Below are 23,046 nucleotides of genomic sequence, written 5' to 3'. Positions count from 1 at the left end.
ACCTCGCTCAGCTCTCGCCAGGCGAGGGGGAACTGGCCCGGAACAGGCTGATGAGATCGGCGACGACCCGGCCGGCAGGATGGCCGGAGGTCAGGCCGGAATTGATGCGGTCTGACGCCGCCTGCTGGAACGCCATGTAGCCGTCATGGCGCGGCCGCACCCAGGCGCCCTCCAGCGTCGCGCGCGTGCCTCGATAGAAGTTGCCGGCCACTTCATTGATAGTCTGGTCTTCCCAGGCAGCCGCATGGCCCGGCTGGCCGCCGGCGGCGGCATAGATGCCACGCTGGACATCGCCGCTGGCGACCCAATAGGCAAAATCGATCGCTGCCTCTTTAGCCTTGGAGAAGGCTGATACGGCTATGCCTGTGCCGCCGAGCGCCGAGCCGATCGGACCATTGGAACCGACCGCCGGGATGTCGGCAAAAGCCAACCTGTTGGCGCGAAAACCCGACGCCGCATAAGAGACGTAGCCATAGATCAGCGGCGCGCAGACAATGCGGGAACCAGCCTCGGCCATGCGTTCCGAAACGGCGATCGGGTCCATGTCGAAGCACGTCGGGTCGACCAGCGCGGCGATCTCACGCATCGTCTCGAAGACTTCGCAGCCCGTCTCGACAGCGATGAGATCGCCCGACGGATCGGTCGCGCAGGGATGCCCGAGATTACCGACCAGCGTGTAGAAGGTCATCAGGCAATGCGGCGGTCGCAGCGGCAGCAGCACGCGGCCTTGCCGGGCGAGATCGAGCACTTCGCTCCACGTCGCTGCCGGCGCATCGAGCGCGTCCGGCCGCCAGGCCTGCACTTGGCTGGCCGCATCGATCGGAAACGCCCATTGCCGGTCTTGCCATGTGTAACTCGGATAGGACTGGCCAACGCTCCCCGACGCAAGCGCGGCGCGTTCCGCCTCGCGGCCGGCGACGTCGAGAGGCTCGAGGCAGCGCTCCGCGGTGATCTGGCCGACATGCGGATGGTCGATGACGATGAGGTCGTAGGCGCGCGCCAACTCCTCGACCGGGAAGGACTCGAAATCCTGCAGCGAACGCTTGTCCCATTCGATGGCAACTCCTGTCCGCTCGCGCCATAGAGCCGAGCAGGCAACCATGGGATCATAGCCACGCGGATGGCTCCAGGTCATACCCCTAAGCTTGAGGCTCACAGGTCGAACTCCTCGCGGATTTTTGCGCTGTGCTCCCCGATGCGGGGTGCCGCGCGGTCGACCTTGGCCCTGATACCGTCGACCCTCAGCGGCGAACTGGTGGTGAGGATCGAGACGTCGTCCTCGCGCGTCACCGTCTGCAGCATGTCGAGGGCCTGAAAACCCTCGCTTGCCAGCATCTCCGGCCAGGTCAGCACCTTGGCGCACCAGATGTCGGCGGGTTCGAGAATGGCCAGCCAGTCGTCGATGGTCTTGGTCGCGATCCTCTGGGCGATGATTGCCTTGATATCGTCGCGCGCGGTGAACCAGGATGCCGGCTTGTCGCGATAGGGAGCCAATTCATCGAGCGACAAAAGGTCGGCCAACTTGGGGATCGGCGTCATGGCGATGGCGAGATAGCCGTCCTTGGCCGGATAGACTCCGTAAGGCGCCGAGAGATAGGCATGCGCGCTGCGGAAGCTCGAGCGCCTAGGCAGGCGGCGCCCGTCATTGAGATGCGTGGTCAGCACCTCGAACTGGAAGTCGACCAGCGCTTCCAGAAGGCTGGTCTCGATATGGCTGCCCTGGCCTGTGATGCCGCGCCGCACCAGTGCGGCCAGGATGCCTTGCGCGCAGGCCGCACCCGCCAGCATGTCGCCGATGGCGAGGCCGAACGGCACCGGTCCCTGGTCTTCGTCGCCGTTCAGCCACATCACGCCGGAGCGCGACTGCGCCAGCAGATCCTGGCCCGGGCGCTTCACCCACGGGCCATCCTCGCCATAGCCGCTGATCGAGGCATAGACCAGGCGCGGATTGATCTGGCGGACGGTCTCGTAGTCGAGCCCAAGGCGCTCGATGACGCCCGGTCGGAAATTCTGGATCAGCACATCGGCCTTGGCCAGCAGCCCGCGCAATGTATTGAGGTCCGCCTCGTTCTTCAGATCGATGGCGAGGCTTTCCTTGGCCCGGTTGATGGCATGGAAGATGGTGGAATCGCCGCCGATCTCGGTGTCGCTGAGATAGAGCCGGCGCGACAGGTCGCCGCCGTCAGGACGCTCTATCTTGATGACGCGGGCGCCGAGATCGAGCAGCCTGAGCGAGCAGTAGGGTCCGGACAGGAATTGGCTCATGTCGACGACGACGAGACCGGCAAGCGGCAATTCGGCTGCTGCCGGCATTTCTACTTCTCCGTCTTGCCGACGAAATCGGCAGGGTTGCGGTACTTCACCGTCTGCAGATGCTCGCAATAAAGAACGAGCTCGCCTTCGCCCTTGAACACCTCGTAGCTGGCGCGGATCAGCCCCATCTCCTTGTAGCGGGGGTGTTTGTCGAGGTGGGAACGGATCGAATAGATCGTGTCGCCGATGAAGACAGGCTTTATGAATCGTAGCTTGTCATAGCCATAGGAAAAAGCGTTGACGCAGTTGGTGGCGACCAGCCCGAGGCCCGCCGAGAAGACGAACGCGCCGGCAATCAGCCGCTTGCCGAAAATGCCCTCGCTCTCGGCAAACATCTGGTCCTGCACGTAAGGATGGATGTCGAGCACCAGCGTGTTGAAAAGGTGACTGTCGCCCTCGGCCATGGTGCGACGCAGCGAGCGGATTTTCTGGCCGACCGGCCAGTCCTCATAGAACCAGTTCTCGGCGTTCCACACCGGCAGGGCGGCATGATCGGCGGGCATATTCCTGGGATGCGTCGAGACAACGCCAACGGTTGGCGCGAAATCGCTCATGGCGTAGTCCACCGGGCTCGCGAGAGCGCCCATCCAGCCATTCGAGCACGCTTCAAAGCGCCTGGGTGCACGACGTCTCCTCCCGTCAATCTTCTTTTGTAAATACTATTTTCACATATGGGGTTGCGTTGCAAGCGAGGACAAGCGAAATTTTGGCGGTCCCACGGTACTGAGCACCGGCGGGCAGGGAGGGAAAACATGCGCAAAGCCTGTCTGGTCTTCGTCGGCAGCCTGAACCGCGAAGCGCCTTATTTTCAGGGTGCGCGAGGCGTCGGCCTTGGTGTCTACGGCTTCGACGAGGAAACGCTGGAAACAAGAAAGCTGGCCGAGACGAATGATATTGACAACCCGACCTTCCTGTCGTTGACGCCGGATGGCTCGCGCATCTACGCCAATTCGGAAGTCTTCTCCTGGCGCGAGGGCACGGTCTCGGCCTACAGCTTCGATCGCGGCTCGGGCACGCTCGCCTATTTGAACAAACAGCCATCGCTGGGCAGCATCACGGCGCACAATACCATCACGCGCGACGGCACCAAACTCCTCGTCGCCAATTACGGCATGGGCGAGGGTGGTCCGGACCGAGCGGTGGCTGTGTATGGTTTCGACGGGGAGGGCGCACTGTCCGCGCCATTGGCCAGCGTTTCGCACAAGGGCACCGGCCCCAACGCGGCGCGGCAGGAACGCTCGCATGCCCACAGCGTCACCGAAACCATTGCCGGTGGAACGGCAATCGTCGCCGATCTCGGCATCGACCGGCTGGTGTCCTATCGGATCGGACAGGACGGAAGTCTGGTGAAGCTCGCAGAGTCCGCGCTCCCTCCGGGTGCCGGCCCGCGTCACATTGCCTTGCACCCGAACGGCCGCTTTGTCTTTGTCATGAACGAGCTGGATTCGACCGTCGTGTCGTTGGCGCTCGACAATGCGACCGGCAGGCTATCGATCATCGACACCAAGCCGGCGGTGCCGGCCGAGGCCCGCGACAGCAATCACTGCGCCGATATCCAGATCTCGCCGGACGGCCGTTTCGTCTATGGCGGCAACCGTGGCCACGACAGCGTCGTCATCATGGCGGTCGACCAGCAGACCGGCAGCTTAAGTCTTGTCGGCTATGTCCCTTGCGGAGGCGCCACGCCACGCAACCTGGCGCTGACGCCTTCGGGCGGCCATCTGTTCTCCGCCAACCAGAATGCCGACCGCATTTCGATCTTCGTCCGCGACGCCGGCAACGGCATGCTGACCAATACCGGCCGCAGCATCGAGATCGGCACGCCGATGTGTGTCAAGATCGTCGCGTGACCGCCGGCCAGCAGACTAGCCGGGCTCAAGCCTCTTGGATGGCCGAGAGCTTCCAGGTCGAGCCATTCTGGCGCGTGAACGTCCACAACTCGGTCGTCTCCGTCGGATGCTCTTCGTCGCCCTCGACGACCTTGCCGCTCGCCCGTTCGCGCATCACGTCGCGAGACTCGTAGCGCAACGCCGCGGTGGCGTAGTCGCGGTCATCCTCGCGCCAGCTTTCCGCGATGTCGGCCTGCAGCAGGGTGACGTCGAACACTTCGTTCCTGAGACCTTTCCGGGCATTGTCGGCCAGCTCTTCCGAGAGATAGGATACCATTTCGGGCGTGACCGACCGGCGCAATGCCGCATGGTCTTCGCGCCCGAACGCTTCCTGGACATCGGTCAACAGCTGCTGGAACGCGTCAAGGTCGGCCTGGGCCAGCGTGATCTCTTCGGATCGGGTGGTCTCGTAGCCTCCGCCCGATCCCCCGCCAAACCCGGGAATTGTGAAGGAGCCAGCGCTGCTCGTGTTCTGCTGTGCCGTTGCGCGGTTCTCGAACCGTGAAGCTTGGGCATCGCCCATGCCGGCGAGCGCGGGCGCGGGGCCACGCGCGGATTGCGACCGGAAGAACCTGATGGCCAGCATGATCGCGCCACCGATGAGCAGGGCCTGGAGCAGGAATCCGAACATGCCGGCGAGGCCGCCGAAACCTTGGCCAAGGAGCAGTCCGATCAGGCCGCCGATCAGCAGGCCGCGCATCATCGTTCCACCGAAGCCGCTCATGAAGCCGGGCCTCTGCAGGCCGGCCTGCGGTTGCCGGGCAGCATTGTTGACGCCGGTGTTGGGTGTCATCGAACGCTCGACCGGCGCGGTCGGCGCCGGCGCGGTCCGGGTCGGCGGTGCCGATTGGAATGTGCGTGTGCCGCGGCTGCCGAAACTGCCGCCGCGCCGCGCCTCGGCATGATCGATCGCGACCATGGAGAATGCAAGGAACAGGCCGGCAAAGAGGGTGGCAAATCGGCTTGTGCGGGAAATCATCGGGGTGACCTTTATCGCTGTGGTTTCGGGCGTTTTCGGCAAAGGGCCGGCCTTGGAAAGACCGGCCTCATATGGTCAATCGAACAGCTCTTCGAAAAATGATTTCTTTCGCTTCGGATAGCGGTGGCCATGCGAGCGGGAATAGTCGTCATCGCGGTCCCGGCCGTGTTGCGGCTGGGCAAACGGCGCCGGCTGTGGCTGCGGCGCGGGAGACGCGTCCCTGGTGGACCGTTCGATGATCTTGTCGAGTTCGCCACGATCGAGCCAGACGCCGCGGCACTGCGGACAGTAGTCGATCTCGATCCCCTGGCGTTCGCTCATCACGAGGGCGACGCGGCAGGAGGGGCAAACCATGCCAAGGAGGGAAGATGTCATGTGGGGCTCCTAACCAGAAAGGAATGAGCCCGCTTAACCGAAAGGAATGGAAACGGGCCCGTTGAAGCGGTCCGACATCACGGTCGCCAAAGCGACAGTCAGAGGGGCCCGGCCCGCACACGGGAGTTAGGAATGCGGGGCGAAGCCTTCAAGGGGCAATGTTGCCGGTGAGAACGATTTGCTGCTCAAACAGTCACCACGATCTTGCCGAACTGCCCGTTCGATTCGAGATAGCGATGCGCCTCGACGATCCGGTCGAAGGGAAAGATCCTGTCGATGATCGGCCTGAGCGCGCCGTCCGCGAGGCCTTCGAGGATGAATGCCTTGGCCGCCTCCAACTTCTCCGGGTTGCCGGTGATCTCGTGCACGAGATAGCCGCGCAATGTCAGGGCCTTGCCCAGTACCGCAGGCAACGGGAACGGCGTCGGCTGGCTGCTGAGGCCGCCATATTCGATCAGAATGCCGCCGCGCGACATCGCCGCCGTCAGCGGCTCGAAGATCGGCCCGCCGATCGCATCCAGCACCACGCGCACGCCTTGCGGCCCGGCGATCTGGTTCAGTCTGTCGGCAAGTTCCTCTTCCTCAAGGACCACGACATGCGCCGCGCCGGCGTCGAGCAGAGCCTGCCTCTTCACCGATGTCCGCGTCACCGCGATCGTTATCGCGCCAACGCTGTTGGCGATCTGGATCGCCGCAAGCCCGACGCTGCTCGAAGCCGCCGTGATGACGACGACCTCTTCGCGGCGCAGCCTGGCGATGTCGATCAGGGCGCCGTAGGCGGTGAGGTACGGCATCCAGACCGCCGCCGCGGTTTGCCAGTCGAGGGACGCCGGATGCTTGACGATGAGCCCCGCGGGAAAGGTGACAAGCTCACCGTAAGCCGGCCAGCGAACCATCGATTGCGGCGGGATGACGCTCACGGCGTCACCATGTGCCAGCCCCATCACGCCTTCGCCAATTGCCTCGATGACGCCCGCCGCTTCCAGCCCAAGCCCGGAGGGCAGGACGGGTGTCTCAATGTAGCTGCCCGCGCGCAGCAGCGCCTCGGCGCGGTTGAGGCCGAGCGCCTTGACGCGGATCTGAACCTCGCCCGGACCCGGTGGCGGAAGGTCGACCTCCTCGATGCGCAGGACCTCGGGACCGCCATGCTGGTGGAAGCGAATGATACGGGCCATTTGGCTCACTCCAAAATATTTGACACTGAATGAGCTATGACGCGAAAGCTTTGTGCGATAAACGGCTGTTTGGATTGTTCAGTAGAAACCATGAGTTTCGAATTTGGATAGGCTCGAGAGCATGGCCGTGTTCGTCAGGGCGGTCGATCTTGGCTCGTTCGCGGCGGCGGCCACCGCGCTCGATCTATCCGGACCGATGGTCGGCAAGCATGTCCGGTTTCTCGAGGAGCGGCTTGGCATGCGTCTGATTAACCGGACCACGCGCCGCCAGAGCCTGACCGATTTCGGCCGCGCCTATTATGAGCGGTGTCGCCTGGTGCTGGCCGAGGCCGAAGCCGCCGATGCGCTCGCCGCCGACCAGCTCTCGGAGCCGCGCGGAAAATTGCGCGTCACCATGCCGGCGCATTTCGGGCGCCACTGCGTCACCCCTGTGCTGCTGAGGCTGGCAGGGCAATATCCAATGCTGGAACTCGACCTGTCGCTCAGCGACCGTTTCGCCGATCTCGCCGAGGACGGTTTTGACCTCGCCATCCGGACCGGCGATCTGGACGACAAGGCCGGCGTGATCGCGCGTCGCCTTGCACGCCAGGACATGGTCGTTTGTGCCGCGCCTTCCTATCTGGAAATTCATGGCGAACCACGGCGGATCGAGGACCTCGCCGATCACCAGGCGATTGTCTACCACCGGCCCGGCATGATCGTTCAGCCGTGGCTATTTCCGCGCGAGGGACAGACTGCGCTCGAGGTCACCCCAAACGGCCGGCTGCGGCTCGACGATCTGGATGCCATCGCCGATGCGGCCGTCGACGGCATGGGGCTGGCGTGGTTGCCTTACTGGCTGGCTCGCAAGCGCATCCAGGCCGGCACGCTGGTCGAGCTGTTGCCGGACCAGCCACGCTATCCCTACGATTGCCATGCGCTCTGGCTGCGGACGCCGCATCTGTCGCTCAAGGTCCGGTTGGCCGTCGACGCACTGGCGGCCGCCTTGCCGAAAATGATGGCGCCAACAGACGGCTTGCGCTCTTTGAGGCGTGACGTTCCGGTGCCATATGAAGGTGGCTGATGGGTGTGCGCATCGCAGGAGAGACGGTTGATGACCAAGGGTTCGGATCTGTTCGTGGCGGCCCTCGAAAATGAAGGGGTCGAACGAATCTTCGGCATTCCGGGCGAAGAAAATCTCGACATCGTCGAATCCATCCGCCGCTCGTCGATCCAGCTGATCCTGACGCGCCACGAGCAGGCGGCGGCCTTCATGGCCGCCACCTATGGCAGGCTCACCGGCAAGCCGGGTGTGTGCATCACCACGCTTGGCCCCGGCGCGCTCAATCTGACCACCGGCTCTGCCTATGCGCTGCTCGGCGCGATGCCGATGATCATGATCACCGGCCAGAAGGGCATCCTGTCGTCCCGGCAGGCGCGCTTCCAGATCGTCGACATCGTCGCGGCGATGAAGCCGCTGACCAAGCTGTCGCGCCAGATCGTCTCGCCTAGGATGATCCCGTCGCTGGTGCGCGAAGCCTTCCGCGTCGCCCAGGAAGAGCGCCCCGGCCCCGTGCACCTCGAACTGCCGGAAGACATTGCGGCGGCGGAATGCGAGCCGATCGCGCTGGTGCCGACACATCCGGTCGAATTGCCCCTGGCCAGCGCTGGCGCGCTCGATCGCGCCGCCCGCATGATCATCGAGGCCAAGCGTCCGCTGCTGATGTTCGGCGCCGCGGCGTCGCGCCCGCGGGTGACTCCCGATGTCGCCCAGTTCGTGCTGCGAACGCAGATTCCCTATTTTACCACGCAGATGGGCAAGGGCACGGTGCCCGGCGGCACCGAACTCTACATGGGAACGGCGGCTCTTTCGGAACGCGACTACGTGCACGAGGCCATCGAACAGGCCGATCTGATCATCACCATCGGCCACGACACGGTCGAGAAGCCGCCCTTCATCATGGGGGCGAAGGGGCCGAAGGTCATTCATGTCGGCTACCAGACGGCTGATGTCGAGCAGGTCTATTTCCCGCAAGCCGAGATCGTCGGCGACCTCGGCCCGTCGCTGGCGCTGCTGGCGGACCGCGTCGAGGGCAGGATTCCCAACGCGCAGGCCCTGCTGCCGCTGCGCGAAGGCATTTTGAGCCGCATCGCCGCCCGCGCCACCGAAGACCGTTTCACGCCGCAGCGCATCGTACATGACGTGCGCGCCGTGATGCCGGCGGATGGGATCCTCGCGCTGGACAACGGCATGTACAAGATCTGGTTCGCGCGCAACTACCGCACGCGCATGGCCAACACGCTGCTGCTCGACAATGCGCTGGCCACCATGGGTGCCGGCCTGCCGTCGGCGATGATGACGGCACTGCTCTATCCCCGACGCCGTGTCATGGCCATTTGCGGCGACGGCGGTTTCATGATGAACAGCCAGGAACTGGAGACTGCTGTCCGGCTCAAGCTCAATCTCGTCATCCTGCTGCTGGAAGACCACGCTTATGGCATGATACGCTGGAAGCAGGCTGTCGACGAATTCCCGGATTTCGGCATGACCTTCGGCAATCCCGACTTCGTCAAATACGCCGAAGCCTATGGCGCCAGGGGCACCAGGGTTGGCGCGATAGCCGACCTGCAACCGGCGTTGGAACAGGCCTTCGCCGGCGGCGGCGTGCATCTCGTCGTGGTGCCCATCGACTATTCCGAAAACACCAGGGTGCTCGTCGACGAATTGCGAGAGCGACTGCCGGCGCCAAAGGCACCCTGACGGCAGCGGCAAAGCCGCCGTCAGGATCGGTTGATGCCTACAGCTTGCAGTAAGGCGTTACCGGCGCGATCGTGCCGAAATCCTTGACGATCTCGTAGCCGATGCCGTCCGCCGCCGCCTTGCCGACATAGGAATGGCAGAGTGTGTGGTTGTTGCTGGCATCGACCCGGATCTTGCCTTGTGGCGCATCGAACTCGATCGTCGGCAGCGCCTTGAGCACATCGTCGTCCTTCAGCGAGCCGGCCTTCTCCGCCGCCAGCGCGTAGAGATGCAGGCCGTTATAGCCGGCCTCGCCGATGCCATTGACCATCTTCTCCTGGCCGAATTTTTCGCGGAAGTTCGCGATGAACTTCTTGTTGACCGGGTTGTCGAGCGCCATCCAGTAGGGCTGCGGCGCGTAGGTGCCGGCGGCGACGCCAGGCGGCAGCGCGTCCTTGTTGAAGACCTCGTCGAGCGGTGCGATCAGAGGCTGCTTGATGTCGAAGCTGCGATACTGCTTGAGCTGCGTGACGGCGTCGTTGCCGACCACCATCGACCACACGACGTCGGGCTTCAGCGACTTGATCTTCTGGAAGGCCGGGCCGAAATCCGTGGTGCCGAACGGATAATAGTCGGCGCCGACAATCTTGCCGCCGGCCTTTTCATAGGCGGCTGTGATCGCCTCGGTCATTTTCTGCGGCCAGGCATAGTCGGACGCCATGATGTAGATGGTCTTGCCGAGGTTTTCGGCCACCCACGGCATCATCGGGTCTACCTGCTGCATCGGGATAGGTCCGGTGGCGACGAAGTAGCGATTGCATTCGCCGCCCTCGAAATTGGTCGGGTAGAAGAACAGCTTCTTGGCCTTCGAGGTGACGGAAAGCGTGGCGCTGCGCTCGGGCGAAATGATCGTTCCCATGATCACGTCGACCTTGTCCTCGTTGAGGAGCTTGCGGGCCTTGTCGATGGAGCCCTTGGTCGTGGTCTGGTTGTCCTCGATGAAGAGCTCCACCTGGCGCCCGCCAATGCCGTTGGCGGCGTTGAGTTCGGCGGCGGCGAGCTTGTAGCAGTTGAGCAGCGTCTCGCCGAGGATCGCCTGCAGCCCGGTGATCGGGATCGACAGCCCGACCTTGACCGTGTCTGCGGCGCGCAGGATTCCCGGCGCGCCGACCATTGCGAAGGCGGCCGCGGCGCCGCCGGATTTCAGAACAGTTCTTCTGTTTATCATTGTTGTGTTCCCTTCCAGTCCAGGCGCGCCCCATGCACGCCTTACAAAGCCAAGAGGTCCTTCAGCAGGGTCTCGTCGGCGAATGCTTCCGGCGTGCCCTCATGCACGATCCTGCCCTTCTCCATCACCAGGCAGCGGTCCGCCGCCTTGAGGACGAGATCGAGATTCTGCTCGACCAGGACGATGGCGATGCCGCGCTCGCGCGCGATGCGCGGCACCAGCTCGGCGATCGACTGCACGATGTTCGGCTGGATGCCTTCCGAAGGCTCGTCGAGCAGCAGCACCGACGGCAGGCCGCACAGCGCGCGGCCTATCGCCAGCATCTGCTGCTGGCCCCCCGAGAGCGTACCGGCGGTCTGCGCCTCGCGCTCGCGAAGGATGGGAAAATAGCCAAAGATGTCGGCTGGAATGTCGCCGTCGCCACGATCCTTGGCGGCGCGCGTGCCGACTTCCAGGTTCTGCCGCACCGTCAGCTGGTTGAAGATACCGCGGCCCTGCGGCACATGGGCGATGCCCGCCCGCGCGCGGCGGAAGGCCGGGGCGTTGGTGAGATCCTGGTCGCCGAGAACCACCGCACCGCCGCTCGCCTTCACGCCGCCAGCGATGACGCGCAGCAGCGTTGTCTTGCCGGCGCCGTTGCGACCAAGCAGGCCGATGACCTCGCCTGATGCCACGCTGATGTCGATGCCGTTCAGCACCGGGAGCAGGCCATAGCCGGCCGAAACGGCAAGTGTCCGCAGCATGGTCAGCGCCTCCCCAGATAGACGTCGCGGACCATCTCGTCGGCCTCGATGTCGTGGAAGGGACCGCTGCGAAGCCGGCGACCCTGGTGCAGCACCAGCGTTTCGCAATTCAGCGCCCGCACGAAGCGTATGTCGTGCTCGACGGCGACGATCGAGAACTCGCCCTTCAGCCGCAGCAGCATTTCGGCCGTCGCCAGCGTCTCCTGCGGCGTCATGCCGGCGGTTGGCTCGTCGAGCAAAAGCAGCCGTGGCTCGATGGCCAGCGCCATGCCGATCTCCAGCCATTGCTTCTGGCCGTGCGCCAGTTCGCCGGCCAATGTGGCGGCACGATTGGTCAGCGCGACCAGTTCCATCAATTCACCGATTGGCCGCGCCGGGGAGGGGGCACCCCATCGTGCGACCTTGAGGTTGTCCTCAACCGAGAGGCTCGGGAAGACCGACGGGATCTGGAACTTGCGGGCAATGCCGAGCCGGGCGATGCGATGCAGCGGCAGGCCGGCAATGTCGCGGCCGAGGAAATGGACGCTGCCGCTGGTCGGGCGCAACGTGCCGGTCAGCACGTTGAGGAAGGTACTCTTGCCGGCGCCGTTCGGGCCGATGATGCAGCAGAGCGCCTTGTCGCGGACCGTCAGGTTCAATCCTTCGAGGGCCTGCAACCCTCCGAAGCGGATGCCGACATTTTCGGCTTGGAGCAGGACGTCGCTCATCAGGCCTGGCTCCTGCCTTTGAACAGGCTCTTCAGCCGCGCATAGATCGACAGGATGCCGTCCGGCAGGACAAAGACGATGATGACGAAGACGCAGCCCAGCAGCAGCGGCCACAGGCTCGGATTGAAGCTGCTGATCGTCTGCTGTGCGCGCTGGATGAAGATTGCGCCCAGCACTGGGCCAAGCAGCGTGCCGCGCCCGCCGACCGCCACCCAGACAATGACCTCCGTCGACAGAAGCAGTCCGGACAGATCGGGGGCAACCAGCCCGGCCATGCAGACATAGAGCGCGCCAGCAAGCCCGGCGATGGCTGCCGAAAGGATGAAGGTGACGAGCAGCCGTAACGGCGCATTGTGGCCGAGTGCCGCCGCCCGGACCTCATTGTCCTGGATGGCGGTCAGCACCGTGCCCCAGCGGCCACGGCCGATCGACCACAGTGTCAGCACGGCCACCGCCACGATGGCCGCGACGAAGATATAGCTCGACAGGTCCTGGCTGAGATCGACATGCCGGCCGCCAAGATCGAATTCGATCGGCGGGATCCCGATCAGGCCGCTATCGCCGCCGGTGACCGAACTCCAGGAGATGGCCGCCTGCTGGCAGATGACGCCCATGGCCAGCGTGACGATGGTGAAGTAGCTGCCGCGGATGCCGCCGAAGAACAGGAAGTAACCGATGATGGCGGCGACGAAGGCAGCCCCCGCAATGGCGCCCACGATGCCGAGCAGGCTGCCGAAAGGAATCGCGTCATTGAGCGTGACCAATGCCATGATGTAGCCGCCGATGCCAAAGAAGGCGGCGTGGCCGAAACACAGGATTCCGGTGCGGCCCCAGAAGAAGTCGAGGCTCGCCGCGAACAGGCCGAAGATCAGCGCGTCGCGGATCACCGTCAGTTGGTAGCCGTCGGCGAAGAAGGGATAGGCGATGGCAAGCGCCACGCAGACGGCGAAGATCAGCAGCCAGTTGCGGTCCCGGGCGATCATCGCGACGCCCCGTTGAACAGGCCGTTGGGCCGCACCCGCACGGCGACGATGGCCGCCAGCAGCACAATGGCCTGCGCCAGCGATGGCGAGATCTGGTAGTTGAGGATGCTGGTCAGCCCGCCGACGAAGACGCTGCCGGCGACGAGGCCGCCAATCGAGCCGACCCCGCCGACGATGACGACGAAGAAGGCGTTGGCGAGATAGTTCACCCCCATCTGCGGCAGCACGATCGCCAGGGGCGCGACCAGTCCCCCAGCCAGCCCCGCGATTGCCGCGCCGAAGGTGAAGGCGATGGCGTAGGTGCGGCGCGTGTTGATGCCGACGCCCTCCGCCATTTCGCGGTTCTGGATGACGGTGCGGATGTCGAGGCCGAAGGATGTGCGGCTGATCAGCAGGATGACGCCGAGCAAGGTCACCATGGCGATGCCGATCAGGATCAGCCGATAGGCCGGATAGACGGTGAAGAAGAGGTCGAGCGTGCCCTCGACCGGCGGCGTCACCGGCTTGGCGCCGAGGCCAAAGGTCAATTCCAGCCCTTGCTGCAGGATGAGGCTGACGCCCCAGGTGGCAAGCACCGTCGACACCGGCCGCGAATAGAGGTGGCGAATGACGGCGAATTCCAGGATGCAGCCGACCACGGCGCCGGCGATCGGCGCCGCAGCCAGGCCCAGCCAGAACGAGCCGCCCATACTCTGGATGAAGTATACCGCGAAGGCGCCGACGGTCACAAACTCGCCATGCGCCAGATTGGTCACGTTCATCAGGCCGAAGCTGATGGCGAGCCCGAGCCCGACCAGCATCAGGATGCTGATCAGCGTCAGCGCATTGAGCAATGTCGTGATGGCGAAATCCATCGCTTCAGGCCGCGCTGGCGAGGCGTTGGCGCAAGCCCGCGAGCAGGCCTTCAGCGGCATCGATCACCGCCGCCTGATGCGGCTGCAGGTCCTGCCCCGCCCACTCGTCGATATGGTCCGACAGCGGGTCGACCACCTCGGTGCGGTGATTGGCCAGCGTCTCGATGACGGCGTGGCCGCAGAATGGCACATAGCCCTCGGAATAGCCGCCTTCATGGCTCATCATCAGCCGTCCGTTCGAGACTTCGGCCGCAAACGCCACCATGCGCGCGGCAAGGCGGCGAAAACATTCGCTGTTGAGCATCATGCGGCCGAGCGGATCGAAGCCGGACGCGTCGAAACCGGAAGCGACGATGACGAGGTCGGGCTTGAACGCGCGCAAGGCAGGACCGATGACGCGGTCGAACGTGGCTTCATAGGCGCCTGTGCCGCTGCCGGCCGGCAGCGGGACGTTGATGTTATAGCCTTCGCCGGGTCCCTTGCCGTTGTCGACGAGCGCGCCGCGTCCGGTCGGGTATAGATTGTCCTGATGGAGCGAAATCGTCAGCACCGACGGATCGGAATAAAACACCGTTTCGGTGCCATTGCCGTGATGCACGTCCCAGTCCACCACGGCGGCACGGCCGAGCAGGCCCTCGTGCTGCAGCCGCCGCACGGCGACGCCGATGTTGGAGAACAGGCAATTGCCCATGGCCTGGTCGGGTTCGGCGTGGTGCCCGGGCGGCCGCGCCAGCGCATAGGCGTTGTCGACGCGGCCGGTCAGCACCGCACGCATCGCGGCATAGGTGGTGCCGGCGGACAACAGCGCGATGTCGAAACTGTTGAGGCCGATCGGTGCCTGAGGCCCGGCGAAACCGGATCCGCCTTCGCTCAGCATCCTGATATCATCGACGTGGCGTTGCGTGTGGACGCGCAGCAGGTCTTCCACCGTTACCGGTTCGGCAATGATCGGAACCAAATGGCGTGCCAGGCCACTGACCTGGATGAGATTGTTGAGCCGTCGTTTGGATCCAGGCGATTCCAGGTGGCGTCCGGGTTCCACGAAACGGCCGGGAGGCATCATGTCGGCGCTGGAGCCGGTATCATGCCACATCAGCTGTTCGTGAAAAACGTAGCCTGTCGCCATCCGCGGCATCCTCTAAAAACCAGACGCTAGCAGGCTAACAATCGCCCGGCCCGACCCTAAAGAGGGGCCATGTCAGTCATCTATGCCCCTCCTTTCGGAGGGGTGCGGAGGTTTGCGGCGACCTGCGCGGCGCGCACTGCCTGGACGCGGTTCGATACCGAGAGCTTGCCGAAGATGTTTTTCAAATGCCACTTCACCGTCGTTTCGCTTACCGACAGTGCAACGGCGATATCGCGATTTGACATGCCTTCCGACAGAAAGTGCAGCAGCTCGGACTCGCGCTGGGTGAGCTGTTCTTTCTCGACCGTCGGGGCGGCTGTTTTGCGCGTCGTCACGGGCATCGTCTGCGCGGCATCGATGATGCGCGTCGCATAGGCCGACAGTGACGGGTCGGCCTTTGCCTGGGCCGCCCGGAGCCGCATCAAACCCTCGACGACAGACTTGCCTTCGTCGACGAAGGAGCGGATGAAGCCCGAGGGTTGCGCAAGGCGCAATGCTTCGTGCAGATGGCGGTCTGCTTCCCGCTGGTCATGGCCGGCGCTCTTGGCGCGCAGGATCAGCGCCAGTATGTGCCGGCGCATGCGCCCGCTGCTTTTCGTTCGCTCCAGCAGCGCGTCGAAAATCGCCGCCGCCGCCGCGTAGGATTTTTCCGCCGTAAGCAGCCGGCCTTCGGCGAAGAACTCGAATTCATTGGCGACGGTAGAGGCGGTTTCAGCGCTTTCGCGGCGATGCTCGTCGAGCAGCGCGCGGGCTTCCGGGGTGCGGTTCTGGTCAAGAAGCAGCCGGATGCGATCGTGCACCAGCACCGAAGCGAGGCGGCGGTAGACGGAGCCGCGCACGCGCTGGTAGACGCGCTCCAGCATGTCGAGGGCGGCTTGGCCGCGACCGGTCAGCTGCAGCACCCGGGCATAGGTCGGCACGCTGGCCAGGGGATAGACAATGACCGCTGCGCCCTCGATCAGCGGCCCGAGATTCTCGACCAGCGCCAGTGCTTCGCCGGATGCGTTGGTCTCATAGGCGAGTTCGGCAAGCAGCGTTCCGGCGAGGGCCTCGGCATAGGAGTTGGCGCCGATCCGCGTCCTGGCCTCGATGATCGCGTTGCGCAGCAGCCGTTCGGCCGCGGGCAGGCGGCCGGCCGACCGCTCGATGACGGCCATGTAGCAGTTGGCGATGGTGACGCCGAGCAGGCTGCCGCTTCGCTCATGGGCCTTGCGCGCCGCATCCACAGCAGCGCGTGCCCCCTCAAGGTCGCCCAGCGCGTATAGATTGTAGCCGATGACGTTTGCCGTCGCGCCTTCCATGAACCACGCATCGGGGGCTATGATGCGCAGGGCCGCCAGTGCGGTGTCGCGCGCGTCCTCGAACTGTTCCAGCGTGCTGTGCACGGCCGCTGCAAGGACCTCGAGTTCCGCCTCGATGGTCGTGCCGGTCAGCGTGCCCGGGTCCTTGCTATCGGTCGGCCCGGTTTCGACGAGCTGGCGCGCATTGGCGAGGGTCTGCTGGGCAATCTCGGGCTGGCTGCTGTGCACCGCAAGCCACAGCACGACGAGTTGCAGCCGGATGCGCTGGTCTATCAGTTTCCTTGGCAGCAGCGCCAGCAGCTGGCGCACATAGAGAAGCTGGCATTGGGCGATGAGTTCGAGCGCGTTGTTCTCGATGAACACCGCGGCGCGGGCTTCGTCGCCGGCGGCGAGCGCATGGCCGATGGCCTCGGTCAGCATCTTGCGTTCGCCGAACCATTCCGAAGCCGCCAGGTGCAGCGGTGCGATCATCTCCGGCTCGCGCCGTTCCATTTCACGGCTGAGGAAGTCGTGGAAAAGGTGATGATAGCGGAACCAGCGCCGTTCCTCGTCGAGCGGCACCAGGAACAGGTTGCGGGTCTCGATCTCGGTGATGGCAACCTCGGCGTCCGCCGCCCGCATCACCGCCCGGCAGGCCTCGGCGCTGAAGCGCTCGAAAATCGAGGAATAGAGCAGGAACTTCGCCAGCGCCGGCGGCAGTTCCAGGAACACTTCTCCCATCAGGAAGTCGGCGACGTTGCGGTTGGCGCCGGTGAAATTGCCGATGACTGTTTCGGGCGCATGGGCCGCACCAAGCGACAGCGAGGCGAGCTGCAGGCCGGCGGCCCAGCCTTCGGTGCGCGAGCACAGTGTTTCCACCGTGCCGCTGCTGACAGAGAGGCCAAGCTTGTCGTTGAAGAAGGCTTCGGCTTCCGACGAGGCGAAACGCAGATCGTCCGGGCCGATTTCAAAGATATCGCCGAGCACCCTGAGCTTGCCGAGCTGCAGCTCGGGCAGGTTGCGCGAACCGATGACGAAGACGACGTTGGTTGGTGCCTGCCGGGTCAGCCGTTCCATGAACCGCTTCACCGCCGGTGCATCGATGGCGTGATAGTCGTCGAAGAACAGGGTGATGTCGGCGTGGCGTGCCGCCAAACCCGACACGAGTGCCGCAAGCACCACGTCGAGTTGCGGGATGGGGCTCGACTGGAAGGCGAGGTCGAGCTCGGCCGGGTTCTGGACGAGATGGCGCAACGCCCCCACCAGATGCGACAGGAAGGCGCCTTCGTCATTGTCCGTCGCCTCGCACGACAGCCAGGCCGTCAGCCGGCCGTGGCGCGCGACCTCGGCCGCCCATTGCGCCATTGTCGTCGATTTGCCGAAGCCAGCGGGCGCGGCGAACAGCACGATGCGCGTGTCGACATGCCGCTCCAGCCTCGACAAGATGCTCTCGCGCCGTACCCACCGGCGATGGTGAGGCGATGCCAGGCTGGCGGGTTGCGACGACGGTCTCATCTGGCGCCGGGCACCCATTCCGTTTCGATCAGCGGAATTTGCGGCGCGCAATCGCGCGGCAGGGTGCCCTTGATCCTGGGATCATCGGTGATTTCGAAACCGGTTGCATAGGGTTCAAATCCGCAAGCCCTGTAAAAACCGATGACGCTGTGATGATCGAAGCTGCTGGTGTGCAGCCAGATGCGGATGGGGCCTAGGCGCCATGCCTGGTCGAGCGCGCCTGCCATCAGCCGTTTGCCGAAGCCTTGGCCAGTCAAGGAGGGAAACAGGCCGAAATAGGTAATCTCGATCTCGTTGCTGCCGGCGATCGAGAATTCGACCATGCCGACATGCCGCCCACTCTCATCATGGCCGTAGTACAGATGTTGACGTCGGTCGGCGAAATGCGCCGCGATGTCGGCGTCCGACATTTCGGCGGCGCGGTCCCAGAGCCAGGGAGCGCCGATCTCGAGGAAGACTGCGCGGTAGACGGCGGGATCGGGCTTGGTGACGCGGATCATCGCCAGCGGATGCGCGAGACCGGGCACCGGGGCACGCGCCTCCATCCACGTCACCGCATTGATGATCTTGCCTGCCGGCACGCGCCGGTAGCCCGGGACGAGATCGGTGGTTTCATCCGGCAATGAGCCTTCAGTGACTTGCATCTGTCCTCGGTCTTCCGCCGCGCAGCCTAGCCGGCATGTCAAGAAGCTGATGCCAACTCTGCGGCCGCCTGCCAAGTGGCTCCAGAGGTGGGCCATGATTTTGATCCGCCTGTCGCCTTGCCTTTTCGAAGAATGGCATATGAGATATGATACACCATCCATAGAGAAGCGGAATATCATGCCTGAACGAATTGCGGACGAGGCCATCTTGCGGGCGGTCGACGAGGGCTTTGACCGCCAGCTCGCCTTCCTGGCGGACCTCGTACGCTTTCCCTCGCAGCGCGGTGAGGAACACGCCGCGCAATCCTTCATGGCGGCTGCTTATGAAGCCAATGGCTATGCGGTCGATATGTGGCGTGTCGATGTCGATGCGATCCGCGACCTGCCTGGATTCTCGCCCGTAGCGGTTTCCTACGATGACGCGTTCAACGTCGTCGCCACCCACACGCCGAAAAACGTCACCGGTCGCTCGCTGATCCTCAACGGCCATATCGATGTGGTACCGACCGGACCGCTCGACCGCTGGGTGCGAGATCCCTACGATCCGGCGATCGAGGATGGCTGGATGCATGGCCGTGGCGCCGGCGACATGAAGGCGGGCCTGTCGGCCTGTCTCTATGCGTTGGCCGCCTTGCGCGGCCTCGGCTATCAGCCTGCGGCGAAAGTGTTCCTGCAGTCGGTGGTCGAGGAGGAGTGCACCGGCAATGGTGCGCTCGCTTGCCTGCAGCGCGGTTATCGCGCCGACGCCGCCTTCATTCCCGAACCGCTGGAACCAAGATTAATGCGGGCGCAGGTTGGGCCGATCTGGTTCAAGGTCGAGGTCGACGGCGATCCGCAGCACGCGTCGGGCGCCTTTTCCGCCGGCGCCAATGCCATCGAGAAGGCGTTTCTCATCATCCAGGCGCTGAAGCAACTCGAAATCGTCTGGAATGCCAGAAAGGTTGACGACAGGCATTTCTGTAATCACCCGCACCCGATCCGATTCAACCTCGGCAAGATCCAAGGCGGCGAATGGACATCGAGCGTTCCCGCCCGCTGCGTCTTCGAGATGCGGGTCGCGACCTATCCCGGCCAGAAGCTCGAGGACGCCAGGGCCGAACTCGAGGCCTGCATCGCCGATGCCGCCCGCGCCGATCCGTTCCTCGCCAATCGCCCGCCCAGGATGACCTATAACGGCTTCATGGCCGAGGGCTATGTGCTGGAAGGCGCCGACGAGATGGAAGCCGTGCTGCGCCGCAGCCACACCGCCGTGTGGGGTGAGCCGTTGACGGAACATGTCACCTCGGCCACCACCGATGCGCGCTTCTTCGGCCTTTATGCCGACACGCCGGCAATCGTCTACGGCCCGATCTGCCGCATGCCGCATGGCTATGACGAGGCTGTCGATCTCGATTCCGTGCGCAAGGTCACCCAGACCATTGCGCTCTTCATCGCCGACTGGTGCGGCCTCGAACCCATCGATGCCGAGATCAGGCCATGAACGCGGCCGTATCGGATGCTTTCGGCGAGACGCTCGCGGACGATGCGCCCGATGTCTCGATCGCCGAGGCGCTTGCCCTGTTGCGTCGGCACTATGGGCTCACTGGCAGCGCGCGCACGCTGCCAGGCGAACGCGACCACAATTTTCACATCCAGACGGAAGGCGAGGGCGAATTTGTCCTGAAGGTCTCGCATCCGGCGGAAGAGGCTGATTTCACCGATTTCCAGAACAAGGCGCTCGACCACATACTGATCGTCGACCCGGCTTTGCCGGTTCCCTCGGTGCGCAAGAGCCTTGAAGGCGAAGCGCAGTTCATGGTCGACCTCGGCGGATCGGTGCCGCGCATCGTGCGGCTCGTCACCTATCTGCCGGGCCAGCTGCTTTCGCGCTCGCCCACCTCATCGGCACAGGATCGCAATCTCGGCATCTTCCTCGCCCGGCTTGGCCGGGCGCTGCGCGGCTTCTTCCATCCGGCCGCCGGCAGCGACCTTTTGTGGGACATCCGCAAGGTCGCCAAGACGCGGCCCATGCTGGCGCATATCGTCGATGCCGGCCACCGCGCCATGGTCGAGCGCGCCATCGACGCCTACGAGGAGCACGCGGCGCCGGTTATTCCCGGACTGCGCGCCCAGATCGTCCACAACGACATGAACTCCTACAATGTGGTGATGGACGCTTCGCGACCGGAAATGGTCAACGGCATCCTCGATTTCGGCGACATGATCCATTCGCCGCTGATCTGCGATCTCGCCATCGGGGCCGTCTATCGCTGGCCGGCCGAAGGTCATCCGCTGGCGCCCGCCGCGCGCTTCGTCGCCGGCTATCAGTCCGTGCAGCCGCTCGAGATCGAAGAACTTGGCATCCTCTTTCACCTCATTCGTGCCCGCCTCGCACTCATCGCCAACATCGCCAGCTGGCAGGCCGAGCGTTTTCCAGCCAAGCGCGACTATGTCCTGCGCCTCATCACCGAGGTCTGGGCCTCGCTTGAGCGGCTGGACGGACTGTCGTCCGCGGACGCCCGCCGCTATTTTCTCGACCATTCCAAGCCGGAGTAGATGCCGTGTCCCTGTCCTCGCCACATCCTGCAAATGTCGATTCGGCGGCATCCGAGCAAGCGCTGCTCGAACGTCGCGCCAGATTGCTCGGGCCGACCTATCGCGCCTTCTACCGCAGCCCGATCCATCTGGTGCGTGGCAGCGGTGTCTGGCTCTACGATGCCCAAGGCCGAAAATACCTCGACGCCTATAACAACGTCGCCTCCGTCGGACACTGCCACCCGCGCGTCGTAGAGGCGCTGTCTGGGCAGGCCGCCACGCTCAACACGCACACGCGCTATCTCAGCGAGATCATCCTCGACTACGCGGAAAGGCTGCTCGGCACGCTTCCCTCCCATCTCGGCCATGCCATGTTCACCTGCACCGGCAGCGAGGCCAACGATCTCGCCATCCGCATCGCCCAGCACTCGACCGGCAACACCGGCGTGATCATCACCGACTTCGCCTACCACGGCGCGACCATCGCGACAGCACAGCTGTCGCCGGCTGCGGTCGGGGCAGCGGGCGTGCCCGCCCGGCATCGGGCCGTGGCAGCGCCGGACACGTTCCGCGACGGCGGCCGCGCCGCGCATGATTTCGCCAGAAATGTCGCCGCTGCCATCGAGGATATGCGCGCGCAAAACATCCGCCCGGCGGCGCTGCTGCTTGATTCCGCCTTTTCCAGCGACGGCATTTTCTTCCCCGAGGCTTCCGTCATGCGCGAGGCGGCCGATCATGTCAGGAAGGCCGGCGGCATCGTCATCGCCGACGAGGTCCAGTCCGGTTTCGGCCGGCTCGGCCAGGGCATGTGGGGCTTCGGCAACTATGGCCTCGCGCCTGACATCGTCACCATGGGCAAGCCGATCGGCGACGGGCATCCCATGGGCGCGGTGATCGCGCGGCCGCAGCTGGTGAGCTCGTTCGGTTCGAACACCGGCTACTTCAACACTTTCGGCGGCAATCCGGTCGCCGCCGCGGTCGGCATCGCCGTGCTCGATGTGATCGAGGGCGAGGGGCTGATCGAGAACGCGCGGACGGTTGGCGCCTATACAGGAGAATTGCTGCGCGCCTTGCAGAGCCGGCACGGCATGGTCGCCGATGTCAGGCACAACGGCCTCTATTTCGGCGTCGAGCTGATGGCGGAGGATGAGGCCACTGCTGCTGCCAAGACTTCATCCGTCGTTGAAGCCATGCGCGAGGACGGCGTGCTGATCTCGTCGTGCGGTCCACGCGGCAATGTGCTGAAGATCAGGCCGCCACTGCCCTTTGCCAGGGACAATGCCGAGCAGCTGGCCGAGGCGCTCGATCGCGCACTGTCGAACTGGTGAGCTGAGCGGGCACGCATGCTGAAGCTCGAGCATCAAACCCTCAATGACCGGGCCTACGGCGCGCTCAAGCAGGAGTTGATCTCGGGCGGCTTCAGCCCGGGCCAGATACTGGTCATCCGCAAGCTTGCCGAGAGCTTTGGCATTTCGACGACGCCGATCCGCGAGGCGCTGCAAAGACTGGTCGCCGAGCGACTTCTGGAAATGCAGAACAACCGCTCGATCATCGTGCCCTTGCTCTCCGCGCCCGCCTTCTCGGAACTGACGCGCATCCGCATCGCCGTCGAGGGACTGGCAGGCGAGATGGCCACGTCACGGATGACTGAAAGCGGGCTGGCCGACATCCAAGCCGCGCTCGCCGACATGCAGCGGGCCATCGAGGCGCAGGACGCCACGGCCTATCTGGCCCTGAACGAAGCCTTCCATTTTGCTATTTATGAGCACGCCGGCGCGCCGATCCTCTTGAACATGATCCGCGATCTCTGGGGGCGAGTCGGACCCTATCTCAAGCTCCTGATGCGGGCCGATCGCTACATTCCGCAATCCAATGACGCACACCGCGGGATCGTCGCCGCGCTGGAACAGCGCAACGGCCCGGCCGTTCGGGCTTCCCTTGAAGAGGATATCTCCGTGGCGGCCGCGGTCCTCTGCGACAATCTCCACATGGCGCACTGATC

Annotated in this window: 21 protein-coding genes; 7 read left to right on the top strand and 14 right to left on the bottom strand. The window is 64.4% G+C overall.

The window, feature by feature from the left end:
* Positions 1-7: 7 nt before the first annotated feature.
* The 3 genes from FJW04_RS16235 to FJW04_RS16225 are packed head-to-tail and all read right to left on the bottom strand — an operon-like array spanning position 8 to position 2,867.
* Positions 8-1,156 (bottom strand): extracellular solute-binding protein, encoded by a 1,149-nt coding sequence (locus FJW04_RS16235; RefSeq protein ID WP_015319049.1) that lies wholly within the window; start codon positions 1,154-1,156, stop codon positions 8-10.
* Positions 1,153-2,313, bottom strand: coding sequence for a CaiB/BaiF CoA-transferase family protein (locus FJW04_RS16230; protein WP_015319048.1), 1,161 nt, complete (start codon positions 2,311-2,313; stop codon positions 1,153-1,155). The genes FJW04_RS16235 and FJW04_RS16230 overlap by 4 nt, the downstream gene beginning before the upstream one ends.
* A 2-nt stretch (positions 2,314-2,315) precedes the next feature.
* Positions 2,316-2,867: a MaoC family dehydratase gene (locus tag FJW04_RS16225; protein ID WP_140715267.1), complete on the bottom strand. Its 552-nt coding sequence runs from the start codon at positions 2,865-2,867 to the stop codon at positions 2,316-2,318.
* 198 nt (positions 2,868-3,065) lie between these two features.
* On the opposite strand from FJW04_RS16225, the gene FJW04_RS16220 reads away from it, so the two are divergent.
* Positions 3,066-4,163, top strand: coding sequence for a lactonase family protein (locus FJW04_RS16220; protein ID WP_140715265.1), 1,098 nt, complete (start codon positions 3,066-3,068; stop codon positions 4,161-4,163).
* Between the two features lie 25 nt (positions 4,164-4,188).
* Here the strand turns inward: FJW04_RS16220 and FJW04_RS16215 are convergent, their stop codons facing one another.
* The 3 genes from FJW04_RS16215 to FJW04_RS16205 all read right to left on the bottom strand — a co-directional run bounded on the left by FJW04_RS16215 (position 4,189) and on the right by FJW04_RS16205 (position 6,731).
* Positions 4,189-5,181 carry a Tim44 domain-containing protein gene (locus FJW04_RS16215; RefSeq protein ID WP_140715263.1) on the bottom strand — a complete coding sequence of 331 codons (993 nt, stop codon included), beginning with the start codon at positions 5,179-5,181 and terminating at the stop codon, positions 4,189-4,191.
* Between the two features lie 75 nt (positions 5,182-5,256).
* Positions 5,257-5,556, bottom strand: coding sequence for a zf-TFIIB domain-containing protein (locus FJW04_RS16210; RefSeq protein ID WP_015319044.1), 300 nt, complete (start codon positions 5,554-5,556; stop codon positions 5,257-5,259).
* A 185-nt stretch (positions 5,557-5,741) separates the two neighbouring features.
* Positions 5,742-6,731, bottom strand: coding sequence for a zinc-dependent alcohol dehydrogenase family protein (locus FJW04_RS16205; RefSeq protein ID WP_015319043.1), 990 nt, complete (start codon positions 6,729-6,731; stop codon positions 5,742-5,744).
* 103 nt (positions 6,732-6,834) lie between these two features.
* On the opposite strand from FJW04_RS16205, the gene FJW04_RS16200 reads away from it, so the two are divergent.
* Together FJW04_RS16200 and FJW04_RS16195 are read left to right on the top strand one after the other, a co-directional pair.
* On the top strand, positions 6,835-7,794 hold the full coding sequence (locus FJW04_RS16200; RefSeq protein WP_140715262.1) for a LysR family transcriptional regulator: 960 nt from the start codon (positions 6,835-6,837) through the stop codon (positions 7,792-7,794).
* A 30-nt stretch (positions 7,795-7,824) separates the two neighbouring features.
* Positions 7,825-9,471 carry an acetolactate synthase large subunit gene (locus tag FJW04_RS16195; RefSeq protein ID WP_140715260.1) on the top strand — a complete coding sequence of 549 codons (1,647 nt, stop codon included), beginning with the start codon at positions 7,825-7,827 and terminating at the stop codon, positions 9,469-9,471.
* A 37-nt stretch (positions 9,472-9,508) separates the two neighbouring features.
* Here FJW04_RS16195 and FJW04_RS16190 read toward each other — a convergent pair whose 3' ends face one another.
* The 8 genes from FJW04_RS16190 to FJW04_RS16155 all read right to left on the bottom strand — a co-directional run bounded on the left by FJW04_RS16190 (position 9,509) and on the right by FJW04_RS16155 (position 18,530).
* Entirely contained in the window at positions 9,509-10,678 is a 1,170-nt protein-coding gene (locus FJW04_RS16190; protein ID WP_140661558.1) for a substrate-binding protein, read from the bottom strand.
* A gap of 41 nt (positions 10,679-10,719) precedes the next feature.
* The gene (locus FJW04_RS16185) at positions 10,720-11,421 is read right to left on the bottom strand and encodes an ABC transporter ATP-binding protein (RefSeq protein WP_140715258.1); all 702 of its coding nucleotides are present in this window, start codon (positions 11,419-11,421) and stop codon (positions 10,720-10,722) included.
* A gap of 2 nt (positions 11,422-11,423) precedes the next feature.
* Positions 11,424-12,128: an ATP-binding cassette domain-containing protein gene (locus tag FJW04_RS16180; protein WP_140617462.1), complete on the bottom strand. Its 705-nt coding sequence runs from the start codon at positions 12,126-12,128 to the stop codon at positions 11,424-11,426.
* Complete coding sequence (locus FJW04_RS16175; protein ID WP_140715256.1) at positions 12,128-13,111, bottom strand: branched-chain amino acid ABC transporter permease; 984 nt, start codon at positions 13,109-13,111, stop codon at positions 12,128-12,130. Before FJW04_RS16175 ends, FJW04_RS16180 begins: the two co-directional genes overlap by 1 nt.
* Positions 13,108-13,965, bottom strand: a complete 858-nt coding sequence (urtB, locus tag FJW04_RS16170) for an urea ABC transporter permease subunit UrtB (RefSeq protein ID WP_140715503.1) — start codon at positions 13,963-13,965, stop codon at positions 13,108-13,110. The genes FJW04_RS16175 and urtB overlap by 4 nt, the downstream gene beginning before the upstream one ends.
* Positions 13,966-13,969: 4 nt before the next feature.
* Entirely contained in the window at positions 13,970-15,091 is a 1,122-nt protein-coding gene (locus FJW04_RS16165; RefSeq protein WP_140661556.1) for a class II histone deacetylase, read from the bottom strand.
* A gap of 80 nt (positions 15,092-15,171) precedes the next feature.
* Complete coding sequence (locus tag FJW04_RS16160; protein ID WP_224523776.1) at positions 15,172-17,814, bottom strand: LuxR C-terminal-related transcriptional regulator; 2,643 nt, start codon at positions 17,812-17,814, stop codon at positions 15,172-15,174.
* A 68-nt stretch (positions 17,815-17,882) separates the two neighbouring features.
* Positions 17,883-18,530 (bottom strand): GNAT family N-acetyltransferase, encoded by a 648-nt coding sequence (locus FJW04_RS16155; protein ID WP_041163520.1) that lies wholly within the window; start codon positions 18,528-18,530, stop codon positions 17,883-17,885.
* Positions 18,531-18,708: 178 nt separating this feature from the next.
* Between FJW04_RS16155 and FJW04_RS16150 the strand changes: the two genes are divergently transcribed.
* The 4 genes from FJW04_RS16150 to FJW04_RS16135 are packed head-to-tail and all read left to right on the top strand — an operon-like array spanning position 18,709 to position 23,044.
* Positions 18,709-20,010 (top strand): ArgE/DapE family deacylase, encoded by a 1,302-nt coding sequence (locus FJW04_RS16150; protein ID WP_181172957.1) that lies wholly within the window; start codon positions 18,709-18,711, stop codon positions 20,008-20,010.
* Entirely contained in the window at positions 20,007-21,065 is a 1,059-nt protein-coding gene (locus tag FJW04_RS16145; RefSeq protein WP_140715254.1) for a phosphotransferase, read from the top strand. Before FJW04_RS16150 ends, FJW04_RS16145 begins: the two co-directional genes overlap by 4 nt.
* A 5-nt stretch (positions 21,066-21,070) precedes the next feature.
* On the top strand, positions 21,071-22,372 hold the full coding sequence (locus tag FJW04_RS16140) for an aspartate aminotransferase family protein (RefSeq protein WP_140715252.1): 1,302 nt from the start codon (positions 21,071-21,073) through the stop codon (positions 22,370-22,372).
* A gap of 15 nt (positions 22,373-22,387) precedes the next feature.
* Positions 22,388-23,044: a GntR family transcriptional regulator gene (locus tag FJW04_RS16135; RefSeq protein WP_140715250.1), complete on the top strand. Its 657-nt coding sequence runs from the start codon at positions 22,388-22,390 to the stop codon at positions 23,042-23,044.
* Positions 23,045-23,046 lie beyond the last annotated feature (2 nt).

The organism is Mesorhizobium sp. B2-7-3 (genome assembly GCF_006440715.1).
Classification (GTDB): Bacteria; Pseudomonadota; Alphaproteobacteria; order Rhizobiales; family Rhizobiaceae; genus Mesorhizobium; species Mesorhizobium australicum.
Note: the sequence above shows the minus strand (reverse complement) of the source record. Positions and strands in the feature narration are given on the sequence as shown.

What these genes read in the sequence shown, in the direction of transcription:
- FJW04_RS16230 (WP_015319048.1), bottom strand. Translation starts at nt 2,313, where the DNA reads ATGCCGGCAGCAGCCGAATTGCCGCTTGCCGGTCTCGTCGTCGTCGAC.
- FJW04_RS16225 (WP_140715267.1), bottom strand. Translation starts at nt 2,867, where the DNA reads ATGAGCGATTTCGCGCCAACCGTTGGCGTTGTCTCGACGCATCCCAGG.
- FJW04_RS16220 (WP_140715265.1), top strand. Translation starts at nt 3,066, where the DNA reads ATGCGCAAAGCCTGTCTGGTCTTCGTCGGCAGCCTGAACCGCGAAGCG.
- FJW04_RS16215 (WP_140715263.1), bottom strand. Translation starts at nt 5,181, where the DNA reads ATGATTTCCCGCACAAGCCGATTTGCCACCCTCTTTGCCGGCCTGTTC.
- FJW04_RS16210 (WP_015319044.1), bottom strand. Translation starts at nt 5,556, where the DNA reads ATGACATCTTCCCTCCTTGGCATGGTTTGCCCCTCCTGCCGCGTCGCC.
- FJW04_RS16205 (WP_015319043.1), bottom strand. Translation starts at nt 6,731, where the DNA reads ATGGCCCGTATCATTCGCTTCCACCAGCATGGCGGTCCCGAGGTCCTG.
- FJW04_RS16195 (WP_140715260.1), top strand. Translation starts at nt 7,825, where the DNA reads ATGACCAAGGGTTCGGATCTGTTCGTGGCGGCCCTCGAAAATGAAGGG.
- FJW04_RS16190 (WP_140661558.1), bottom strand. Translation starts at nt 10,678, where the DNA reads ATGATAAACAGAAGAACTGTTCTGAAATCCGGCGGCGCCGCGGCCGCC.
- FJW04_RS16185 (WP_140715258.1), bottom strand. Translation starts at nt 11,421, where the DNA reads ATGCTGCGGACACTTGCCGTTTCGGCCGGCTATGGCCTGCTCCCGGTG.
- FJW04_RS16180 (WP_140617462.1), bottom strand. Translation starts at nt 12,128, where the DNA reads ATGAGCGACGTCCTGCTCCAAGCCGAAAATGTCGGCATCCGCTTCGGA.
- FJW04_RS16175 (WP_140715256.1), bottom strand. Translation starts at nt 13,111, where the DNA reads ATGATCGCCCGGGACCGCAACTGGCTGCTGATCTTCGCCGTCTGCGTG.
- urtB (WP_140715503.1), bottom strand. Translation starts at nt 13,965, where the DNA reads ATGGATTTCGCCATCACGACATTGCTCAATGCGCTGACGCTGATCAGC.
- FJW04_RS16165 (WP_140661556.1), bottom strand. Translation starts at nt 15,091, where the DNA reads ATGGCGACAGGCTACGTTTTTCACGAACAGCTGATGTGGCATGATACC.
- FJW04_RS16155 (WP_041163520.1), bottom strand. Translation starts at nt 18,530, where the DNA reads ATGCAAGTCACTGAAGGCTCATTGCCGGATGAAACCACCGATCTCGTC.
- FJW04_RS16150 (WP_181172957.1), top strand. Translation starts at nt 18,709, where the DNA reads ATGCCTGAACGAATTGCGGACGAGGCCATCTTGCGGGCGGTCGACGAG.
- FJW04_RS16145 (WP_140715254.1), top strand. Translation starts at nt 20,007, where the DNA reads ATGAACGCGGCCGTATCGGATGCTTTCGGCGAGACGCTCGCGGACGAT.
- FJW04_RS16135 (WP_140715250.1), top strand. Translation starts at nt 22,388, where the DNA reads ATGCTGAAGCTCGAGCATCAAACCCTCAATGACCGGGCCTACGGCGCG.